General features: G+C 70.2%; 15 protein-coding genes. 8 read left to right on the top strand and 7 right to left on the bottom strand.

The genetic code is table 11. From position 1 onward, the window contains the following. Positions 1 to 4 precede the first annotated feature (4 nt). From pdxA to FCN18_RS26015, 4 genes are all read right to left on the bottom strand, one after another. Positions 5 to 1,045 carry a 4-hydroxythreonine-4-phosphate dehydrogenase PdxA gene (pdxA, locus tag FCN18_RS26030; protein ID WP_112273138.1) on the bottom strand — a complete coding sequence of 347 codons (1,041 nt, stop codon included), beginning with the start codon at positions 1,043 to 1,045 and terminating at the stop codon, positions 5 to 7. Then, positions 1,042 to 2,307 carry a four-carbon acid sugar kinase family protein gene (locus tag FCN18_RS26025; protein ID WP_228714133.1) on the bottom strand — a complete coding sequence of 422 codons (1,266 nt, stop codon included), beginning with the start codon at positions 2,305 to 2,307 and terminating at the stop codon, positions 1,042 to 1,044. Before FCN18_RS26025 ends, pdxA begins: the two co-directional genes overlap by 4 nt. After that, positions 2,304 to 3,755, bottom strand: coding sequence for a GntP family permease (locus FCN18_RS26020; RefSeq protein ID WP_199543264.1), 1,452 nt, complete (start codon positions 3,753 to 3,755; stop codon positions 2,304 to 2,306). The genes FCN18_RS26025 and FCN18_RS26020 overlap by 4 nt, the downstream gene beginning before the upstream one ends. Positions 3,756 to 3,852: 97 nt before the next feature. Continuing rightward, entirely contained in the window at positions 3,853 to 4,497 is a 645-nt protein-coding gene (locus FCN18_RS26015; protein WP_113644135.1) for an endonuclease, read from the bottom strand. A gap of 121 nt (positions 4,498 to 4,618) precedes the next feature. Between FCN18_RS26015 and FCN18_RS26010 the strand changes: the two genes are divergently transcribed. After that, on the top strand, positions 4,619 to 6,454 hold the full coding sequence (locus FCN18_RS26010; protein ID WP_137096337.1) for an AMP-dependent synthetase/ligase: 1,836 nt from the start codon (positions 4,619 to 4,621) through the stop codon (positions 6,452 to 6,454). Between the two features lie 68 nt (positions 6,455 to 6,522). Here the strand turns inward: FCN18_RS26010 and FCN18_RS26005 are convergent, their stop codons facing one another. Then, positions 6,523 to 7,425: an SDR family NAD(P)-dependent oxidoreductase gene (locus tag FCN18_RS26005; RefSeq protein ID WP_112273142.1), complete on the bottom strand. Its 903-nt coding sequence runs from the start codon at positions 7,423 to 7,425 to the stop codon at positions 6,523 to 6,525. Between the two features lie 400 nt (positions 7,426 to 7,825). On the opposite strand from FCN18_RS26005, the gene FCN18_RS26000 reads away from it, so the two are divergent. The 5 genes from FCN18_RS26000 (at position 7,826) to FCN18_RS25980 (ending at position 15,859) form a co-directional block, all read left to right on the top strand. Next, positions 7,826 to 9,001 carry an MFS transporter gene (locus FCN18_RS26000; protein ID WP_137096362.1) on the top strand — a complete coding sequence of 392 codons (1,176 nt, stop codon included), beginning with the start codon at positions 7,826 to 7,828 and terminating at the stop codon, positions 8,999 to 9,001. An 861-nt stretch (positions 9,002 to 9,862) separates the two neighbouring features. Then, the gene (locus tag FCN18_RS25995; RefSeq protein ID WP_112273146.1) at positions 9,863 to 11,053 is read left to right on the top strand and encodes a GGDEF domain-containing protein; all 1,191 of its coding nucleotides are present in this window, start codon (positions 9,863 to 9,865) and stop codon (positions 11,051 to 11,053) included. A 74-nt stretch (positions 11,054 to 11,127) separates the two neighbouring features. Continuing rightward, positions 11,128 to 13,296 carry a phospholipase A2 gene (locus FCN18_RS25990; protein WP_228714132.1) on the top strand — a complete coding sequence of 723 codons (2,169 nt, stop codon included), beginning with the start codon at positions 11,128 to 11,130 and terminating at the stop codon, positions 13,294 to 13,296. A 126-nt stretch (positions 13,297 to 13,422) separates the two neighbouring features. Then, entirely contained in the window at positions 13,423 to 15,111 is a 1,689-nt protein-coding gene (locus FCN18_RS25985; RefSeq protein ID WP_228714131.1) for an LCP family protein, read from the top strand. Positions 15,112 to 15,385: 274 nt separating this feature from the next. Continuing rightward, a complete protein-coding gene (locus tag FCN18_RS25980) occupies positions 15,386 to 15,859 on the top strand; it encodes a helix-turn-helix transcriptional regulator (RefSeq protein ID WP_112273148.1) in 474 nt (157 codons plus the stop codon). Between the two features lie 227 nt (positions 15,860 to 16,086). On the opposite strand, the gene FCN18_RS25975 is transcribed toward FCN18_RS25980, so the two are convergent. Next, positions 16,087 to 17,556 carry a flavin-containing monooxygenase gene (locus FCN18_RS25975; RefSeq protein ID WP_112273275.1) on the bottom strand — a complete coding sequence of 490 codons (1,470 nt, stop codon included), beginning with the start codon at positions 17,554 to 17,556 and terminating at the stop codon, positions 16,087 to 16,089. 117 nt (positions 17,557 to 17,673) lie between these two features. Here FCN18_RS25975 and FCN18_RS25970 point away from each other — a divergent pair, with 117 nt between their 5' ends. Beyond that, positions 17,674 to 18,252, top strand: coding sequence for a TetR/AcrR family transcriptional regulator (locus FCN18_RS25970; protein ID WP_112273149.1), 579 nt, complete (start codon positions 17,674 to 17,676; stop codon positions 18,250 to 18,252). 233 nt (positions 18,253 to 18,485) lie between these two features. Next, a complete protein-coding gene (locus FCN18_RS40295) occupies positions 18,486 to 19,010 on the top strand; it encodes a hypothetical protein (protein ID WP_228714130.1) in 525 nt (174 codons plus the stop codon). A 13-nt stretch (positions 19,011 to 19,023) separates the two neighbouring features. Here FCN18_RS40295 and FCN18_RS25960 read toward each other — a convergent pair whose 3' ends face one another. Further along, positions 19,024 to 19,245 carry a DUF3618 domain-containing protein gene (locus FCN18_RS25960; RefSeq protein ID WP_110337984.1) on the bottom strand — a complete coding sequence of 74 codons (222 nt, stop codon included), beginning with the start codon at positions 19,243 to 19,245 and terminating at the stop codon, positions 19,024 to 19,026. Positions 19,246 to 19,278 lie beyond the last annotated feature (33 nt).

Genomic DNA, 19,278 nt, shown 5'->3' with positions numbered 1-19,278 from the left:
AACTCTACGACGCCGTCGGCGGGTAGACGTCCCGCAGTTTGCCCGCGAACGGCGCCAGCTCGACGGCCGCGCGGAACGCCGCGCGCATCGTGCCCGCGTCGGCCTGCCCGGTGCCCGCGATGTCGAACGCCGTGCCGTGGTCGACCGACGTCCGCAGGATCGGCAGCCCGACCGTCACCGACACCGTCCCGTGGAAGTCCACCGTCTTCGACGCGATGTGCCCCTGGTCGTGGTAGAGCGAGAGCACGCCGTCGAAGCGGCCCTCCAGGCCCTGGTGGAACACCGAGTCGGCGGGAATCGGCCCCACGACGTCGAGACCGGCCTCCCGCGCGGCCTCCACGGCGGGCGCGATCGCGACGATTTCCTCGTCACCGAACTTGCCGTTCTCCCCGCCGTGCGGGTTGAGCGCGGCGACGGCGAGCTTCGGCTCGCTGGTGCCGAACACCTCCAGCGCCGTGTACGCCTCGCGGATCGAGTGCTCGATGTTCGGCTTGGTGATCCGGTCGAGCGCCTCTCGCAGCGAGAGGTGCCGCGTGGCGAAGAAGATCTTCAGGCCGCGCACCCAGAACATCGTGTTGAAGCGTTCCGACCCGGTCAGCTCGCCGAGCATCTCCGTGTGCCCCAGGTGCTTCGACCCGGCGGCCCAGATGGCCTCCTTGTTGATCGGCGAGGTCACCACGGCATCGACCTCGCCCGCGAGCGCGGCCTTGGTCGCGGTCTCGATCGCGGCCACGGCCGAACGGCCCGCCGTGCCGTCGACCTTGCCCCACGGCAGGTCGGCTGGCGCGATGCCGAGGTCGAGCACGTCGATCACGCCGGGCGTGAACCGGGCCTGCGACACCGACGAGATCGCGTTGACCTCCACGTCGAGCCCGCAGACGCCGATCGCCCTCCGCAGCACGGCCGCGTCGCCCACCGCCAGCGGGCGGGCCTGCTCGGTCGCCTCCTTGCCGGCGAGCGTGCGTGCGGTGATCTCCGGGCCGATGCCCACCGGATCACCGAGGGTGATGGCGAGGATGGGACGGTCGGTACTGGCTGCGGTCACTGCGCGGTTCCTCTCTCTCGTTGTGCGCTGACGCTGATCAGGTGCTCGACGCAGGCGAGCGCGGCGTCGCGGCCGCCGATCAGCCCGCCCTTCGTGGCGAAAGGCAGGCCGTCGTGCGGCCCCCCGACGAGCCTGCCCGCGACGGCGAGCGGCAGCACCTCGGCGTCGATGGCGAAGCCGTCGCTGGCGAGCGCGGCCGTGGTGGCCTCGGCCATGTCGCCGCCCGTCGCGTAGAGGCCGCCGAAGCGATGCTCGGTGAGCAGGATCGAGACGGCCTCGGCGAGCACCCTGGGAATGCGTTCCGCGGTCGCCGGGTCGATCAGCTCGCCAGGAGCGGGCTGGGACGTGCGGATTCCGGCCACCCGCACGCCCGGCCGCAGCAGCGCGGCGACGCGGTCGGCGATGGCACGGGCGTCGAGCCCGTCGAGCGCCACGTCCACGAACCGGGCACGCAGCACCTGCTCGAGCTCGAGCACCTGCTCCTGGGTGGTGCCGGTGATGCTCGCGACCACGGCGAGCACCGGGGGCAGCTCGTGCACGCCGGGACCGATGCCGAGCGCTGCCGTCAGCTGCACGGCGAAGGGTCCACTGTCGACGGAAACCCACCGGGTCCCGAGCTGTTGCTGGAGTTTCGCCGCCGCCTCGGCGATGATGCCGAGGTGCGCGTTGGTGGTGGCGTCGCACACGACGAGCGGCGCGTCCGTGGCCGCGAGTTCGCCGGCAAGAGTGTCCACACCGGACTCGACGACGTCGAGCGGGAGCTCGGCGATCGGCAGGTCGGTGCCCTGGCGCAGGATCGTCGCGACGCGGGAGGCCCTGACCGGCGTGAGCGGGTCGCGGGCGGCGGAGGTCTCGGCGAGCGGAACACCGTCGACCAGGTGCAGTCCGCCGACCGTCGTGCGGCCTGCGTCGGGGAAGGCCGGCACCACGAGCGCTCGCGTGCCCGGCTCCAGCACGCCGAGCAGCGCGTCGACCTCGGCGCCCACGTTGCCGCGCAGGGTGGTGTCCACGCGCTTGGCGATGAAGTCCACCGGCGTCACCGCGCCGACGGCCTCGCGCACGAGCTCCCTGGCCCGGTCGGCGGGGTACTGCCGCGTGCCGAGGTTGAGCACCACCACGTCGGCGCCCTCGGCGCACGGCACCCGCTCGACGCCGCTCACCGACACCGTGCGCAGGCCGGCGCGCGCGAACCGGGCACCGGTCGCGTTGCTGCCGGTGAGATCGTCGCCGATCACCAGCACGTGGGCCTTCACCGCGTTCACAACACCGCCCCTGCGAGCAGGACCAGCGGCAGCGAACCGAGCCACACCGCGGTGGTGATGCCGGACCAGCCGCGGATCGCCGCCGCGCCGTCGAGACCAGTGAACCGCGTGACGACCCAGAAATACGAGTCGTTGAAGTAACTGAACACCATCGAACCCGCGCAGCAGGCGATGGCGGCGGCCAGCGGCGACACCCCGAGCCCGGCCACGAGCGGAGCCGTGACCGACGCCGCCGTGATCATCGCGACGGTGCCGGAGCCCTGCGCGAGCCGCACCAGCGTGGCGATCAGGAACGGCACGAGCACGCCGGGCAGGCTCCACGACGCGATGGTCTCCGCCAGTGCGTCGCCGACCCCGGTGTCGCGCAGGACCTGGCCGAACGCTCCACCCGCACCGGTGATGAGGATGATGAGCCCCGCCGACGACGCCGCCTGCGAGAGCCAGCCCGCCACCTGGTTCCGCGTCGTCACCCGCGGCAGCAGGACGTAGACCGCGAGCACGAGCCCGATCAGCAGCGCCACCACGGGGCTGCCGACGAACGACAGCACGGCGGCGACGCTTGACGGCTCGTAGTCGTCACCGCTGAGCACGCCCTTGGCACTGCGGTCGACCGCCTCGGTGACGGTGTTGGCCACGATCAGCAGCAGCGGGACGAGCAGGGGCAGGGCTGCCAGCCACGCGGACATGCGCTTCGGCGCGGGCTCCTCGCCGTCCTCCCTCTCGCCGTCCTCGCTCTCACCGGTGCCGCCGTCGCCCGCGGACCCGCCCGTGACCACGGCGCTGCGCGAGGTGGCAGAGCCGTAGACCTCGGCCTTGACGTTCGGCAGCACGTGCTCCTCGAGCCGCGGCCCCATCCACTTCGCGTAGAACACCAGCAACGGCAGCAGCACGACGGAGAAGATCACTCCGGCGAGGATCATGCCGCCCACGTCGGCGCCGAGGATGCCCGCGACGCCGAGCGGACCGGGTGTCGGCGGCACGAGGTGGTGGGTGAGCGTCATCCCGCAGCCGAGCGCGAGGGCCAGCGTCACGTACCCCGCCCGCTTGCGCCGCGCGATCGAGCGCGCGAGCGGGTTCATGATCACGTAGCCGGAGTCGCAGAACACCGGGATCGACACGAGCGCGCCCGTGCCCGCCATCGCCCACGGCTCCCGGCCCCTGCCGAGCGCCCGCACGAAGGCCCTGGCCAGCGCGTCGGCCGCGCCGGAGACCTCCAGGATCTTGCCGACCCCCACCCCGAGGCCGATGACGATGCCGATGGCCCCCATCGTCGAGCCGAACCCGTCGGTGATCGACCCCAGGATGTCCGTCACCGGCGCGCCCGCGACGAACCCGGTGAGCAGCGCCGCGATGAGCAGCGCGACGAAAGCGTCCAGCCGGGTGCGCAGCACGATCAGCACGATGGCGCCGATCCCCAGTACGAGCGCAGCCAGCAGCTGAAGATCCACGGTGATCCTCCTTGGCGTTGAACGGAGCCGTCATCATGCCCCGAATCAGTCGCTCAGAACAAGCACCTTGGAGGAAAAAGTTGGAAATACTGCGCAACTAGTCCTTGGTCACCTGGTCGGCCAGCCTCTTGTCGAGGCTGACCCGCACCAGCGCGGCCGAGAACCGTGCGAGGTCGTCGTCCGGCACGAGTTTCGCCAGCTCGGAGGCGTTCTCGGGCAGGCCGACCCGTCCAGCACCGGACGTCGCCTTGCGGTCGAGGTACGGGCGCAGCTCGGGCCACACCTGCTGGGCCTCGCGGCAGAAGATGTCGGCGCCGACGGCACCGAGCCTGGGCAGTTCGCACAGCAAGTTGCGCAGTTCGCCAACATCGCCGGACGCCCGCTCCCGTAACCGCCGCAGGTCGCCCCGGTACTCGTCGAGCAACAGCCGCGCACCCTCTCCGAGCGCGGTGGCCGTGCTCTCGTCGTAGCGGACGTAGTGCGCGCGGCCGAGCGCGTCCACCCGCTCCTGCCACGACGTGTCCAACATCCTCCTCGGCGTCCCCGCGCCCGCCTTGACCAGCTCGCGCGCGGCGGCGACGGCGAGGTCGGCCTTGATGCGGGTGGACAGCAGCACGGAGAGCACCAGCAGCCGGTACAGCGGGGCCGGGGTGTCAGCGAGCTTGATGCCCGCCTCGCTCGCGTAGGTCCTCCCCGCCACGTCCAGCAGCCGCTTGGCGACGCGCTCTGGCTCCCTGCTCATCCCACCCGCGTACCCGGACGCCCGGGCGGCAACACCGGCGAGATGAACGATCATGGTTCCCTGAGTGACGTCGAACACATAGGCTGGGCGCCTCTCGACCGGCGAGACGAGGAGACATCCGTTGCCGTCCAACCAGACTTCGGTCGCCAGGCAGACCGACACCCTCACGATCCCCGTTCTGTTGCGCCGCAACGCAACCGAGTTCGCCGACCTGCCGGCGCTCACGTCACTGGACGCGGAGGGAACGCCGACGCTGACGTGGGGACAGCTGCGCGAGGAGGTGGCCTCGATCGCCGCCGGGTTCACCGACCTCGGCCTGCGCGCGGGCCAGCGGCTGATCATCATGGCGCCGAGCCGCCCCGAGCACCTCATCGCCGACCTCGCGGCCACCAACATCGCGGCCATCCCGTGCACCGCGTACTCGACGCTGAGCAGCGAGCAGATCGCCTTCGTCGTCAATCACAGCGCGGCGCCGATCGCGGTGCTCGCCGGGCGCGAGGAGCTGGACCGCTGGCTTCCGGTGCTCGACCAGCTGCCCAACCTGGAACACGTCGTCGTACTCGACCCCGTTGACCTCCCGCACGGCGACGACCGCTTCCTCACGTTCGCCGACCTGCGCGAGCGCGGCGCCGCCAGGCACGCGCGGGAACCCCAGGCGTTCGAGCAGGCGACCGACGAGATCAAGCCCGACGACCCGCTGTCGATGATCTACACCTCCGGCACCACGGGCGTGCCGAAGGGTGTGGTGCTCTCCCACCGCAACGCGATCCACGAGGCGCTCGCGATCCATTCGCTGCACGACAACCAGATGCACCTGAAGAACATCGCCTACCTGCCGCTGGCGCACATCGCCGAGCGCGAGCTGTCGATCTACCTGCCGATCGTCTACGCGGGGCACGTGCACACGCTCGCCGACGCGAAAGGTCTCGTCCCCGCGCTCGGCCGGGTGCGGCCCGACGTCCTGTTCGGCGTGCCGCGTGTGTGGGAGAAGATGGTCGCCGGCCTCAAGAACATGCTCGGCGGCGTGCCCGAGGAGCGGCGGACCGCGCTGTTGCAGGCCAACGAACTGCTGCAGGAGGGCTACAAACTGCGCAGCGCAGGCAAGGAGGTGCCCGCCGACCTCGCCGCCCGCATCGCCGAGACCGACGAGACCGTGCTCGCGCCGGTGCGTCAGCTGCTCGGCCTCGACAAGCTCACGCTGGCCTCCAGCGGCGCCGCGGCGCTCCCGGTGGAGGTCCTCTACTTCATCGCGGGCCTCGGCGTCGAGATCCAGGAGGTGTGGGGGCTCTCGGAAACCACCGGCGCCGTCACGTCCAACACCGCGGGCGCCTTCAAGGCGGGGACGGTCGGCAGGCCGCTCGCCGACGTCGAGGTGCGCACGGGCGAGGACGGCGAGTTGTTCGTCCGCGGCCCGATCGTCTTCCTCGGCTACTTGCAGGAGGACGGGTCGATCGAGCCGGCGACCGACGCCGAAAGGTGGTTCGCGACCGGCGACATCGGCACGATCGACTCCGACGGGTTCGTCACGATCACCGACCGCAAGAAGGAACTGATCATCACGGCGGGCGGCAAGAACATCGCACCGAGCCGGATCGAGGGCCTGCTGAAGGAGCACCAGCTCATCGGGCAGGCGGTGGCGATCGGCGACGGCAAGCCGTACGTCACCGCGCTGATCGTGCTCGACGACGAGATCGCTCCCGCGTGGGCGGCGGCGCGCGGCATCGAGGACACCGACGTGGCCGCGCTGGCCGGCCACCCCGACGTGCGAGCCGAGATCGACCGCGCCGTCGAGGCGGCCAACGAGCGGCTCGCCAAGGTCGAGCAGATCAAGCGGTACCAGCTGCTGGCGAAGGCGTGGACCCCGGAGAGCGGCGAGCTGACGCCGACGCTGAAGCTCAAGCGCCGCGTCATCGCCGAGCGGTACGAACCCGACATCGCCGCCCTCTACGCAGACTGACGCCACCGGCCCCCAAGGCCACCTTTGTTGCGTTGAACGCAACAAAGGTGGCCTTGGGGGCAGTCAGGTCAGGCGCTGCGGAGGGGGGTCGTGGGGCCCTCGGTCCACTTGCGCAGGCGCGGGGGCACACGCTTCTCCAGGCCGTACGGCTCCAGGTGAGCGCTGAAGACCTCGTCGAACGCGCGCTGCACGCTGTCGGAGTCCCACACCTGCCGTTCCAGGATCGGCGCCTTGAGATACGGCTGGCCGACGATGTGCAGCTGCGGGCCGTTGCACCGGATCAGCTGCCCCGTGATGCCGTGGGAGCCGTCGCCGAGCAGGAAGAGCACCACCGGAGCGATCCGCGCAGGCGTGCGGTCCGGCGGGCAGTTGCGCAGTGACCGCTCCGACTTCCACACCATGCGCGTGTGGGCGAGCGGGCAGACGGCGTTGACGCGAATGCCGACATCCTCCATGTCGAGCGCCCACGAGTACGTCAGCGACGCCACCGCGCCCTTGCTCGCCGCGTAGGTCGCGAGCTTGCGCTGCCCCAGCGACGCCCCCGACGAGATGTTGACGATCGAGCCGCCGCCGTGGCGCATCATCGCCTCCGCCGCGGCCGTCCCCGTGTAGATCACGCCGAGGACGTTGGTCTCGATCAGCTCGCGGATCTGCGCCGGGTCGTCCTGCCACGGCAGCGCCTCGTAGTTCACCCCGGCGTTGTTCACCAGTCCGTCGATCCGGCCGAACTCCGCCTCGCACAGCTCGATGATCGCCCTCGCCTGTTCCGGGTCGGCGACACTGTGCCCGCTGGCGACCGCCAGGCCGCCGTGCGCCCTGATGTTCGCCGCGGTCGCCTCAGCCCGTCCCACGTCGATGTCGTTCACGACGACCGCGGCGCCCGCCTGCGCGGCGTGCACGGCGAAGGCCTCCCCCAGGCCCCTTCCCGCACCGGTCACAACCACCGATTTGCCGCTCAGCAGCTCGTTCATCGTCTCTTCTCCCACCCGCCGGCACCGACTCGCGCTCGGTCCACCCGTGCAGCCGGCGTCACCCTCAGTCTTCGGCAGAGTCGCCTTCCCGGCCCGCCGAGCTCGCCGAACGGCCGCCACACTGCGCCGAACGAGTGATCGGTGATCGGTCCCGGCATACTGCCGGGCTGCTCCGCACTGCACCGGCGATCGGCCGGGCGGACGTACAGGCAACCGGGTGGCCCCCGTACGTTTGGCCTCGGACAGATGGCCGAAAGGAGAGCGCCGTTAGTCCCATCCGGGCGACGTTCACTGTTCGTCTCCCCGTCACGGGGGTAGAACTTAACGTTGTCGTGTGTGTTGCACGGGGTAATCGAGTCAGTACAGGGTGACAAGGGTGGGTACCAGCACGGCGCCACGGATGAACGTCGCGATCCGCAACCCGGAGTTTCGCGCGCTGTGGCTCGCCGAGGCGCAGTCGGTGGCCGGCGACCACCTCACCACGGTCGCGCTCGCCATCGTGGTCTACGGCCGCACCGGTTCGGCCCTGTGGGCCGCGGTGGTCTACGCCCTCACCTTCCTGCCCGCGCTCGCGGGCGGGCTCGGGCTCTCCCAGCTCGCGGACCGGTTCCCCCGCAGGACCGTGCTGGTCGTGTGCGCGCTGATCCAGGCCGTGCTCGTGGGAGCCATGGCGATCCCCGGCACCCCGCTCGCCCTGCTGTGCGTGCTCGTCGTGGGCGTGCGGCTGGCCGGCGCACCGGTCAACGCCGCGCAGAACGCGCTCACGAGGGAGATCTTCGACGACGACGAGGTCTACCTGCGCAGCCAGGACCTGCGTGGCATCACCACCAACGTCGCGATGCTCGTCGGCCTCGGCGCCGGTGGCGTGCTCGTGACCGCACTCGGCCCGTCGTGGGCGCTCGCGATCGACGCGCTGACGTTCGCCGTCGCGGCGGCCGTCGTGCGATGGCAGGTGCGCGCGCGGCCCGCGGCCGGCGACCCGGACGATCCGTGGTTCGGCGCCGCCCGGTGGGTGTTCGGGCAGCGCAGGCTGCGGGTGCTGCTCGCGTTCTCGTGGCTCGTCGGGCTCGCCGTCGTACCCGAAGGTCTCGCCGCGCCACTGGCCCACCAGATCGGCGCGGGCGAGCAGGCGGTCGGCTGGCTGCTCGCGGCCGACCCCGTCGGGTTCATTCTCGGCGCCTTCGCGCTGTCGCGCTTCGTCTCCGCCGAGAACCGGCAGCGCTACGTCGGTGTGCTGGCGATCGCCGCGGCGGGCGTGCTCGTCGCGTTCTCCCTCGAGCCAGGACTGGTGCTCGCGCTGGTCCTGCTGGCGCTCGCGGGCGCGGCGGGCGCCTACATCATCACCGTCGGCGCCACGTTCATCACGTGGGTTCCCAACGAACTGCGCGGAGGAGCGGGAGGGCTGTACCGCACCGGGCTGCGGGTAGCACAGGGCCTTGGTGTGGCGATGGGCGGCGTACTCGCGGAATGGGTGGACTCCGCGACTACCGCTATCGCTCTCGCCGGCGTACTGGGAGTTGTTTTCACCGTGCCGGTCGCGCTTTCGTGGGCGCGCGTCCGTAGCTACGCCGGATAGTTCCGCTGCCTAGGGGCACGAACGGAGAAAGAAGAATTGCGGGGCAATCAGAAGTCACGGCCGGCCATCAGAGGCTCCTCCTCGAACGCGATTAAGAAAAATTGTCACTGTGAGTGCTCATAATGACTACGAGTGTTCAGAAATCACGGCCACGCACTTGCGTACACCTCCCCGGCGATCCCGGCTCGACTCTCCACTACCGACTGCCCTCGCTCAGAAGTCACGCCCGGCCACAGCCAGCCTCCTTAACATCCGCTAACGATTTTTCCGAACTCCACGTGTCTCAGAAATCACGACCGGTCACCGGAAACACCTCCTTTACTTCGACTGCTCACCGAGTTCACCAACGCCCAGGATCAGAAATCACGGCCGGCCACGGGACACCTCCCATTGAGAGCGCAATCAACCAACATGTGTTTGTTCTAGATCAGAAGTCACGGCCAGGCAAGGGAGAACACCTCCGATCGCCCTTTGAGCCGAAGACGGGGCGCCCCGAGACTACATGTCGGCGTCCTCGCCTACACGACAGTTCTCGCGCGGTGAGATGATACCCGCTGTGGAGAGCGCCCAGTTCTCTCGCGGACTTCGCAGAGGGTACTTAACCGCCGGAACGCACACCTTGGGGAGGTTTGGCGATTGCCGCTCACGCCTCACGATCGGCCACCGCCAGGACCCGACGCCCCAGGTCGAGACCGTGCGCCCGGCAGGGGCGACGGCGCCGCCGTGACCGGGCCGGCGCCGCCGGCCGGAGGCGCGAGCGCCGACGGCGAGCCCGCGCACGCGCGGCGGCGCCACCGGTTACGCCCACGGAACTGGGCACTGTGGAGGCGGCCGAGACGCTTCATCGTCTTCCTGATCGTTATGGAGCTCGTGGCGATCGCGGGCTTCGCCGTCGCTTTCGCGGGCGCCCACCCGCCGACCGGCACGGACTGGCTGCGGTTCGCGATCCTCGCGGCCGGCGCGACGGTCCACATCCAGCTCACCCAGCGCCAGGAGGAACGCAGGCGCAACCGGACGAAGACCGTCCTCATCGACCTCATCGCCGTGTGGGTCTTCCCGGCGGTGCTCGTGCTCCCCACGACGCTCACGGTCCTGCTCGTGGTGCTGATCCGCGTTCAGCGCTGGTTCACCGCGCGCCGCCCAGCGCACAACTTCGTCTTCTCGTCCATTTCGCACAGTCTGGCCGCGGCGCTCGCCGGGCTCGTCTACGCCTCACTCGGGGCGCACGACTGGCACACGATCACCGCGCTCGGCTCGCTGCGCGAGTTCGGCTACGTGCTCGTCGCCGCCGCCGTGTACGAGGGCGTCCAGCTGATCTACGTCGGCGGCATCCTTGCCCTCAGCGACCCGAACCCGACCCTGCGCAACGTGCTGGGCAGCAAGGCCGACAACACCATCGAGGCCATCACGACGGGACTCGGAGCCGTCACCGCCGTGCTCGTGGTCACCCTGCCGCCGTCGGTCGCGATCATGGCCGTGGTGACCGTGTTCTTCAACCGGCTCGCCGAGCTCGACCAGCTGCAGGACGACGTCGTCACCGATCCCAAGACCGGGCTGCTCAACATGCGCGGCTGGTCGGAGTCCGCCGAGCGGGCGCTCACGCGCGTGCGCCGTGCCGACGGCAACCTCGCGATGCTCATGATCGACCTCGACCACTTCAAGTGGATCAACGACACGTTCGGGCACCCGGCGGGCGACGACGTGCTCGGAGCCGTCGCGAAGGCACTCGGCGAGGTCACGCGACCCGCCGACATCGTCGGCCGGTTCGGCGGCGAGGAGTTCCTCGTGCTGCTGCCCGACGCAGACGCGGCCGCGGCGGAGGTCGCCGCCGAGCGCGTCCGCAACACGATCGCCGCACTGGAGATCGCCACCACCGACAAACGCGGAGCGCAGACCACGGTCACCGACCGCACAACCTCCATCGGCGTCGCTGTGTACCCGAGGCACGCGAGCACGCTGCAGGGACTGATGCAGGCCGCCGACGCCGCGGTGTACGAGGCGAAGGAGAACGGGCGCAACCAAGTCCGCTTCGCCGACGGCTCCGGCGGGTAGGCTGACCTGCACAGCTCATATCGGGGGGTTACCCGGATGCCGCCTCCCGCTCGCCGCTGACACCCTGGGGAACCGTGACCGCAGCAGCCGAGGAGACCGTCGCGCCCGCGTCCAGACGCGGGCGGGGCCTCCTCGGGACGTCGGCATGGGTCGTCTTGCTCGTCCTGGTGGTGACGGGGTTCGGATTCCTGGCGTCCCGTTCGGAGGCACCGCCCGACCAGGGACCGCCGCAGGGCGACGTGGCGTCGGCGCAGCGCGCGATCGACGCCCTGCTCGCTCCGGGACCCGACCCCGGCGCGCTCGCGCTGCTGCCCGCCGACTTCACCCAGGTCACCGGCGTCGTGCCGGGCGAGGCGACCGCCCGCGACGGAACGGTCAGGGCCGTGCACGTCGACGGCGGGTGCTCGACGCCGTGGGGCGACGACGACACCCGCTGGGACTTCGGCACGCCGTGCCGGGCCCACGACCTCGGCTACGACCTGCTGCGCTACGCCGAGAAGAAGGGCCATCCGCTGGGCCCGGAGGTCCGCAGGGCGCTCGACGACCGGCTCTCCGCCGACATGCACGCCACGTGTGAGCTCAACCCGAAGGGCTCGCCGCGGCTGTGCCAGAGCGTCGCGTCGCTGTACTCGGCCGGGCTCGTGGTCAACTCCTGGCACCAGCGCTGGGGCCCTCCGGTCGGCGAGCCGATCGTGCCGATCCTCGCCGGGGTCGCGGCGATCGGCTTCCTCGTTTCGTTCCGGCTGCGCGGCTGGCTCGTCGCGCGGCGCACCCGGCCCCGGACCGACGTCCAGGAACCGAGGCCCGCACCGGTGCCCGGCGGGCGCTGGACGCTGCTCGGCGTCGGCAGCGTCGCATTGCTCGTGCTCGGCGAGGCGTCGGTCGCGCTCGCCCACTGGGCTGGCGCGCCCGCGGACTGGCTCTGGCCGTTCACGTGGCTCTCCCAGCTGGCCTTCGTGTTCTTCTTCGCGGCCGGGCATTCCAACCTCACCGGCTGGCTCACGGTCCGCCAGCACGGCGGCGGCTACCGCGAGTTCCTCGCGCACCGGGCGAGCTGGCTGCTGCGCCTGACGCTGGTGTTCGCCGTGGTGGCGTTCGCGGTGCCCACAGCGCTCGAGCTGCTCGCGGTGCCGAAGGCGACCACCGACGTCGTGGTCAGGATCGCGCTCCATCCGCTGTGGTTGCTCGGCGTCTACGTGGTGACCATGGCGGCGGCTCCCGCGCTGCTCGCACTGCACCGTCGCAGACCGGTACCGGCGGGACTCGCCCTCGTCGCCGCGCTCGTAGGCGTGGCGCTGCTCGCGGACCGGGTCGGCTCGCCGGTGCTCGGCAACCTGAGCGTGGTGGTGCTCGCGCTGCTCGCCCAGCAGCTGGCGTTCGCCCACGCCGGGCGGCCGAGGCCGAGGCCGTGGCTCCTCGCGGTGGCAGGGCTCGGCGGAGTGGGCGCGCTCGCGGCGGGAGCGGTGGCGGGGCGCGTCCCGGCCACCCTGCTCGGCTCGCCCGGCGACCCGCCGGCGCTGACCGGCCCCGTGCTCCCCGTGCTCGCTCTCGGACTGGTGCAGCTCAGCCTGCTCGGGTTGCTCCGCGCGCCGCTGGCCAGGCTGGCAGGCAGACCCGGCGTGCTGCGCGCGGCCGGGTTCGCCTCCCGCGCGCCGATGAGCCTCTACCTGCTCTTCCTTTCCGGCATGCTGCTGGTCGTCGCGGCGGTGTACCTGCCGGAGCGCCTGGCGGCGGGCAGCCTGCGGGTCCTGCTGGCGGTCGCGATGCTCACCGGGCCCGCCGCGCTCGTGTTCTGGTGGTTCGAACGGCATCTCGGCTACCGACCGCCGCCACTGCCCGCATGGCGGACGGCGCCAGGACGACTCGATCGGGCGTTGGCGCACGCGGCTACGTTCGCCGGGATCGGGTACTCCACTCTTGGCGTGTTCGGGTTCGCGCTGAGCAGCTTCAGCGGCGCGGGCCAGGTCACGCTCGGCGGGTTGCCGCTCGATCCGATCCAGAGCCTCGTGCACCTGCTGCTCGGGATGTCGCTGCTGCACACGGTGCGTACCGGTGTCAGCAACGCGCCGCGGACGTGGCTGCTGACGGCGCTGGCGTGTGTGCCACCGCTGTTGTCCGCGACGGCGGGGCCGAGCACGTTCGCACTGGGCGTCGTTGTGCACGGCGTCACGGGGCTGCTGGCCGTGTCGGCGGCGTTGGCTACGGTGTGGGCCGCCCGGGCGACGAGCGGTTACGTCACGTAGTCGGAGCGCCCACTCCGGAGTGGTACCAACCACATCGGTGAACCGGTGTGCCACCCTACGACAACCTGTGTCCTTGCTCGGACGTCCAACAACGGATCGAACTGTCGACCGAAAGGAGCCGTTGGCGTGGAGTACCCGCCGCGGAACTCCCCGCGAGGCCGTGGTCCCGCGAGGCCGTGGCAGGACCGCGCCGGAGGGGGCAGGCCGGTGCCGCCCCCCAGCGGCAGGCCGGCACCCCCGCGCAGGGCACAGGGGGCGCAGCAGCCGGGTCGCCGCACGGCCGCCGCCGGTCAGGGACGTCCGCCCGCTCAGCGCCCCCGCAGGTCGGCTCCGCCTCCGCCGCCGCCCCGGCGCCGCAGGTTGCGCGGCCCGAAGATCGTGCTCGCGGTCGTCTCGGCGCTCGTGATGTGCCTGACGGGCTACGCGTGGGCCGCGATGCAGGGTCTCGTCAACGGCCTCACGATGGCCGACGTGATCGAGGGCGGCTCCGACGAGCTCCCAGCCGACGGCGCCCGCGACATCCTGCTGGTCGGCATGGACAGCCGCACGGACGCGCAGGGCAACCCGCTGTCGGAGGAGATGCTCGCCAAGCTGCGGGCCGGAGTCGCCGACGGCGAACTGAACACCGACACTCTCATCTTCGTCCACATCCCCAACGACGGCAGCAAGGCCGTGGCGATCTCGCTGCCACGCGACTCCTACGTGGACATCCCCGGCTTCGGTGAGCACAAGATCAACTCCGCGTACGCGCGCGGCAAGGCCGCCGCCCGTGCGCAACTGGAGGAGGAGGGCGTCACCGACCCGAAGCAGCTCGAGGTCGACAGCAACCAGGAGGGCGCGAAGACCCTCATCAAGACCGTCGAGAACCTCACCGGCTCCACGATCGACAACTACGCCTCGATCAACCTCCTCGGCTTCTACGACATCACCAAGGCCATCGGTGGCGTGGACGTGTGCCTCAACGAGCCCGTCGACGACGACTACTCGGGCGCGAACTTCGAGGCGGGCCCGCAGACGATCTCGGGCTTCGACGCGCTGGCGTTCGTCCGGCAGCGGCACGGGCTGTTGCGCGGCGACCTCGACCGCGTCGTGCGCCAGCAGGTGTTCATGGCCGGACTGGCCCGCAAGGTGCTCTCCGCGGGCACGCTGGCCGACCCGGCCAAGCTCAACGACCTCGTCAGCGCGGTCCAGAAGTCCGTGGTCGTGAACCAGGGCTGGGACCTGCTCGGCTTCGCGGAGCAGATGCGGGGTCTCACCGGCGGCCAGATCGAGTTCCGCACGATCCCCGTCGTCGACACCGAGTACGACACCGCCGACGGGCAGGCCATCCAGGTCGACCCGGACGAGGTGCGCGACTTCGTGCAGGGCCTCTCCGGCCCGCCGCCGTCGGAGGAGAAGAAGGCGCCCGCTCCGCCCCCGGACGAGATCACCGTGGACGTGCTCAACGCCTCGGGCATCACCGGCCTGGCGGGCAGCGTGTCCGAGTCGCTCACGGCCGAGGGCTACATCGCAGGCGAGGTCGGCAACGCCACGGCCCGTGCGACCACCGTGGTGCAGGTGCCCGAGGGCCAGGAGGCGGCAGGCGAGAAGGTGGCCGGTTCGCTCGGCGGCGACGTCGAGGTCGATACCGATCCCTCCGTGCCTGCCGGACACGTCCGCGTCCTGCTGGCTCCCGACTACACGCCGCCGGACGAGTCCGGTTCCGCCGAGGGAGTGGCCGAGCCCGCCATGCAGCAGCAGGCGTCGCCCGTGGCCAAGCAGGAGCCCGCCGAGGAGCCACCCATCACGGCACAGGGAGTCCCCTGCGTGAACTAGGCCCCCTCCGCCCGGCTGCAGTGAAGGCCACCTTCACTGCGTTCAACGCAGTGAAGGTGGCCTTCACTGCAGTCTGTGACCGCAGAATCCGGGTGAGCCCATTCGGTGTCTTTTGCTGCTCCATTCGGGGTAGTTGGCGGGCTTTTGTCAAGTTTTCTACGGAAGCCGCGTAAGGCGAGGGACCTCAAAGGCTTTCACTCGCGTGAAGAACGCATGCACTGTGTCGGCTGAGCCGGCGCACGGCATCCCACGCGGTGCGGGCAGGGGACCTGGAGTGCTGATCGACGCGGACGCCTACCAGCGAGTACTTGGCGAGGAACTACGCAAGCTCCGCAAGAAGCGAGGATGGACGCGCAAGGAACTGAACGAGCGCCTGCAGAGCGAGATCTCGCTGCAGACGCTCGCGACGTACGAGCTGGGCACCCGGCAGTGCTCGGTGGTGCGGCTCGTCGAGCTCTGCCTCGCCATGGACGAGCTGCCGCAGAACCTGCTGGAGCGCGTGCACCGGCGGGTGTTCGGGGACGAGCCCGGCAGGATCCGGCTGAACCTCGCCAAGGTGGTCGCGGACGACCAGCCCGAGCTGCTGCCGCTGCGCCGGTGGGCCCGAGGCAGGCTCGAGCAGGCGAGCGGCACCGAGGTCCAGCTCGAGTTCAGCGCGCTCGAACGCATGGCGGAACTCTGCGGCATGGAGACCCAGGACCTGATCGCCCGCCTCCGGAAGCTGTCCGGCCTCCCGGCCGGCTACTGACCAGCTACCGGCCCCCGGGGCCCCCTCCCTGCCCGGGGGCCGGTAGCCCCCCGGCCCCCGGGTCTAGTGCCCCCCGCCGGAAGTTCGCCACATAATTCGACGGTCCAGCTTCCCGCCGGCTGCGTTGCCGGTCCGCCCAAGTACGGCCCCGTACGAGGACGAACCGGCGCCTTGCCAGCGGAAACCTGGATCCACCGACTCAAGCAACAGACTTCCGACGGAGGGCACTAGCGGGTCAGCTCGAAGTCGCTCGGGCGGAGCTTCCGCGTCTCCAGCCAGTAGCGCCAGGTGAAGCCCGGCCAGATGGTGCGGTTGACGCCCTTCGCGTCGAGGTACCAGCTCTTGCAACCGCCCTGGGTCCAGATGCCGCGCTCCAGCTTGCGCTGGATGTCGTCGTTGAACCGCGCCTGGACGTCCTCGCGGACCTCGATCGCCTCGGCGTCGCGCGACTCCACGAAGCGGATCGCCTCGGAAATGTAGCGGATCTGCTGCTCGATCATGAAGACCACGGAGTTGTGCCCGAGCCCCGTGTTGGGCCCGAGCAGGAAGAACAGGTTCGGGAAGCCCGCGACGGTGATGCCCTTGTGCGTCTGCATGCCCTCGGTCGACCACAGTTTGCCGAGGTGGCGGCCGTCGACGCCGATGATGTCCAGGTCGTCGAAGGCGTCGGTGACGTGGAAACCGGTGCCGTAGATGATGGCGTCGACCTCGTGCTCGACGCCGGCCTTGTCGATCACGCCGCGCTCGGTCACCTCGGCGACGCCGTCGGTCACCACGTGCACATTGTCCCGGTTGAGCGCCGGGTAGTAGTCGTTGGAGATCAGCACCCGCTTGCAGCCCATGACGTAGTCGGGGGTGAGCTTCGCGCGCAGCTCGGGGTCGTCGACGTGCTTGTCGATGTTGTGCTTGGCGAGCTTCTGCGCGAGCTTCATGACACGTGGGTTGCCGTTGAAGCCGACGGCGCGCACCTCGAGCATCCAGTAAAGGAGGTTGCGGTACGCCCGCTGGGCTCCCGGCACCTTCGCGAAGAGCTGCTTCGCCCAGTCCGGCATGGCGTGGTCGGGCTTCGGCATGATCCACGGCGGCGTGCGCTGAAACAGGGTCAGCTCGGCGACGTCCTTGGCGATCTGGGGCACGAACTGGACCGCGCTGGCCCCCGTGCCGATCACGGCGACCCGCTTGCCGCGCAGGTCGAAGTCGTGATCCCACTGCGCGGAGTGGAAGCTTCGACCCTGGAACCGCTCGATGCCCGGCAGGTCCGGGATCTGCGGGAGGTGCAGCGCACCGACCCCGGCGACGAGGTAGCGGCCGACGAACTCGTCGCCGCAGGCGGTGGAGACGTGCCAGCGGTTCTCGTCGGCGTCCCAGCGCGCTCCGGTCATCTCCTGGCCGAAGCGGACGAAGCGGTACAGGTCGTACTTCTCCGCGACGCGCCGCATGTAGTCGTGGATCTCGGGCTGCGGAGAGAACGAGCGGGACCACTGCGGGTTCTGCTCGAAGGAAAACGAGTACATGTGCGACTGAATGTCGCAGGCACAGCCTGGATAGGTGTTGTCGCGCCAGGTGCCGCCCACGTCGTCGGCCTTCTCCAGGATCACGAAATCCTCGCGGCCTTCCTTGCGGAGCTGGATCGCCATGCCGAGGCCGGAGAACCCGGTGCCGATGATGACGACTCCCGCTTCGGTGCGGTTGCCCATGCGTGCCTCCATGCCGCAGTTCCTGTTACCCGGAGTCCACCTTACCAGCAGTAGGTTACTTCCGGTAGAGTCGTTGTCGTGAGCACGCCCGAAAAGGCCCCCACCCGGCGCAAACGCATGCCGAGGGCGCAGCGCGAGCGGCAGATGATCGAGGTCGCCGAGGCCGTGTTCGCCGAGCGGGGCTACGCCGCCGCGTCGATGGACGAGATCGCGGAACGGGTCGGCGTCTCGAAGCCGATGCTCTACGAGTACTTCAATTCCAAGGAGGGCCTGCTCCTCGCGTGCATCAGGGAGGCGAGGGCCGAGCTGCGGCACGTCACCGAGCAGGCCGTGGTCGGCGCGGCAGGCGCCGAGGACGCGATGCGCGCGGGCCTGCGCGCGTTCTTCCGATTCATCAGGGACCGCAAGCAGGCGTGGTCGCTGGTCCGCCACGAGATCACCTTGGTCGGGACCTCGGCGGCCGAGGAGATCGAGGCGACCAGACAGCAGCAGACCGACCTCATCGCGACGTTGATGAGCGGCTACTTCGACGACTCCGACACGGTGCGTGTCCAGGCGGCTGCGGAATTCGTTGTCGGCGGCTGCGAGCGGCTGGCGATCTGGTGCGAACGGTACGACGAATTGACGCCCGAGGCCGTCACCGAGTACGCGATGGACCTGCTCTGGGGCGGTTTGCAGCGGTTGACGAGCCGGTGATCGACAGACTGAGAACACCGGGTCACCCATTGTGGCGACATACTGAGAGTGTTCTCACGCTCAGTAGTTCCTGACGCATTGTCGTATTGCTGGGTGGATCATTTCGTAACAGAATCTGAACACGCGCCTGATGGGACTCAACCGATCGGGTTGTTCACGAACTGGCGTCATAAGACGGCGGCGAAGCGGTCTTGCACTGTGGAGCCGTATCCGTCGAGGAGGGGTGAGGACTGGTGGTGCAAGCGATCACCGCACGGTACGTGCAGGAAGCCGACGACTGGGCGGTCACGGTCGCCGGGCTCGGCAAGGAGCTCAACGACCGGGCACCGGGCATCATCGCCGCTCGCGACCGGGCGGACCAGCTGGTCGAGAAGCTGGCCCCGGAGGGCAGCACCCCGACCGTGGTGCATCTGCTCAACGGCAGCGCGCTCGAGTTCACCTCGGCGTACATGACCGCGAGGCTCGCACGGCCGGAGCCGGGCACGGAGGAGCCCGCCAAGCCGGAGTCCAAGGACGAGGCGAGCGAGCCGGAGCCGAAGGACAAGCCTGCGGAGCCGAAGGAGTCGTCCGCCAAGGAGGACGCCGCGGCCAAGGAGACGAAGCCGCGCAAACGGAACGTGCCGCGCAAGGAGCTCAGCAAGAGCCCGCAGCCCGCGGCAGAGAAGGAGACCCGGCCGCGGGCAGCGGACGGGCGCTACGTGCGCACGACCGCGGCCGGACTGCCAGGGTCGGCAGGCTCGGCGAGCGCGGCCGGCTGAGCCGGTCCCCGACTCAGCGGATCAGCTTCCGCACCAGCAGCACCGCGATCAGCGCGCCGGCGCCGATCAGCGGGAACTTCACCTTGGGGTCGTCGAACTTCGCCCGCAGGCTCGTGCGCGCGGAGTCGGCGAGCCGCTTGGGACTGGCCTTGGTACCGAGCTGGTCGAGCGTCGAGGCCAGCGCGTGCCTGGCCTTCTCGATGTCGCGTTCGATGGTCTCCGGATCGCGAGCCACGTGTCCTCCCTCGGCAACATGCTTGCCAGCAGG

It is taken from the genome of Prauserella endophytica (genome assembly GCF_005146945.1).
Classification (GTDB): Bacteria; Actinomycetota; Actinomycetes; order Mycobacteriales; family Pseudonocardiaceae; genus Prauserella_A; species Prauserella_A endophytica.
Note: the sequence above shows the minus strand (reverse complement) of the source record. Positions and strands in the feature narration are given on the sequence as shown.

Bases quoted from the DNA above. Each gene is read 5' to 3' on its own strand.
- FCN18_RS26015 (WP_113644135.1), bottom strand. From the start codon at position 4,497: ATGAGCAGGGAGCCAGAGCGCGTCGCCAAGCGGCTGCTGGACGTGGCG.
- FCN18_RS26005 (WP_112273142.1), bottom strand. From the start codon at position 7,425: ATGAACGAGCTGCTGAGCGGCAAATCGGTGGTTGTGACCGGTGCGGGA.
- FCN18_RS26000 (WP_137096362.1), top strand. From the start codon at position 7,826: ATGAACGTCGCGATCCGCAACCCGGAGTTTCGCGCGCTGTGGCTCGCC.
- FCN18_RS25995 (WP_112273146.1), top strand. From the start codon at position 9,863: ATGGAGCTCGTGGCGATCGCGGGCTTCGCCGTCGCTTTCGCGGGCGCC.
- FCN18_RS25975 (WP_112273275.1), bottom strand. From the start codon at position 17,556: ATGGGCAACCGCACCGAAGCGGGAGTCGTCATCATCGGCACCGGGTTC.
- FCN18_RS25970 (WP_112273149.1), top strand. From the start codon at position 17,674: ATGCCGAGGGCGCAGCGCGAGCGGCAGATGATCGAGGTCGCCGAGGCC.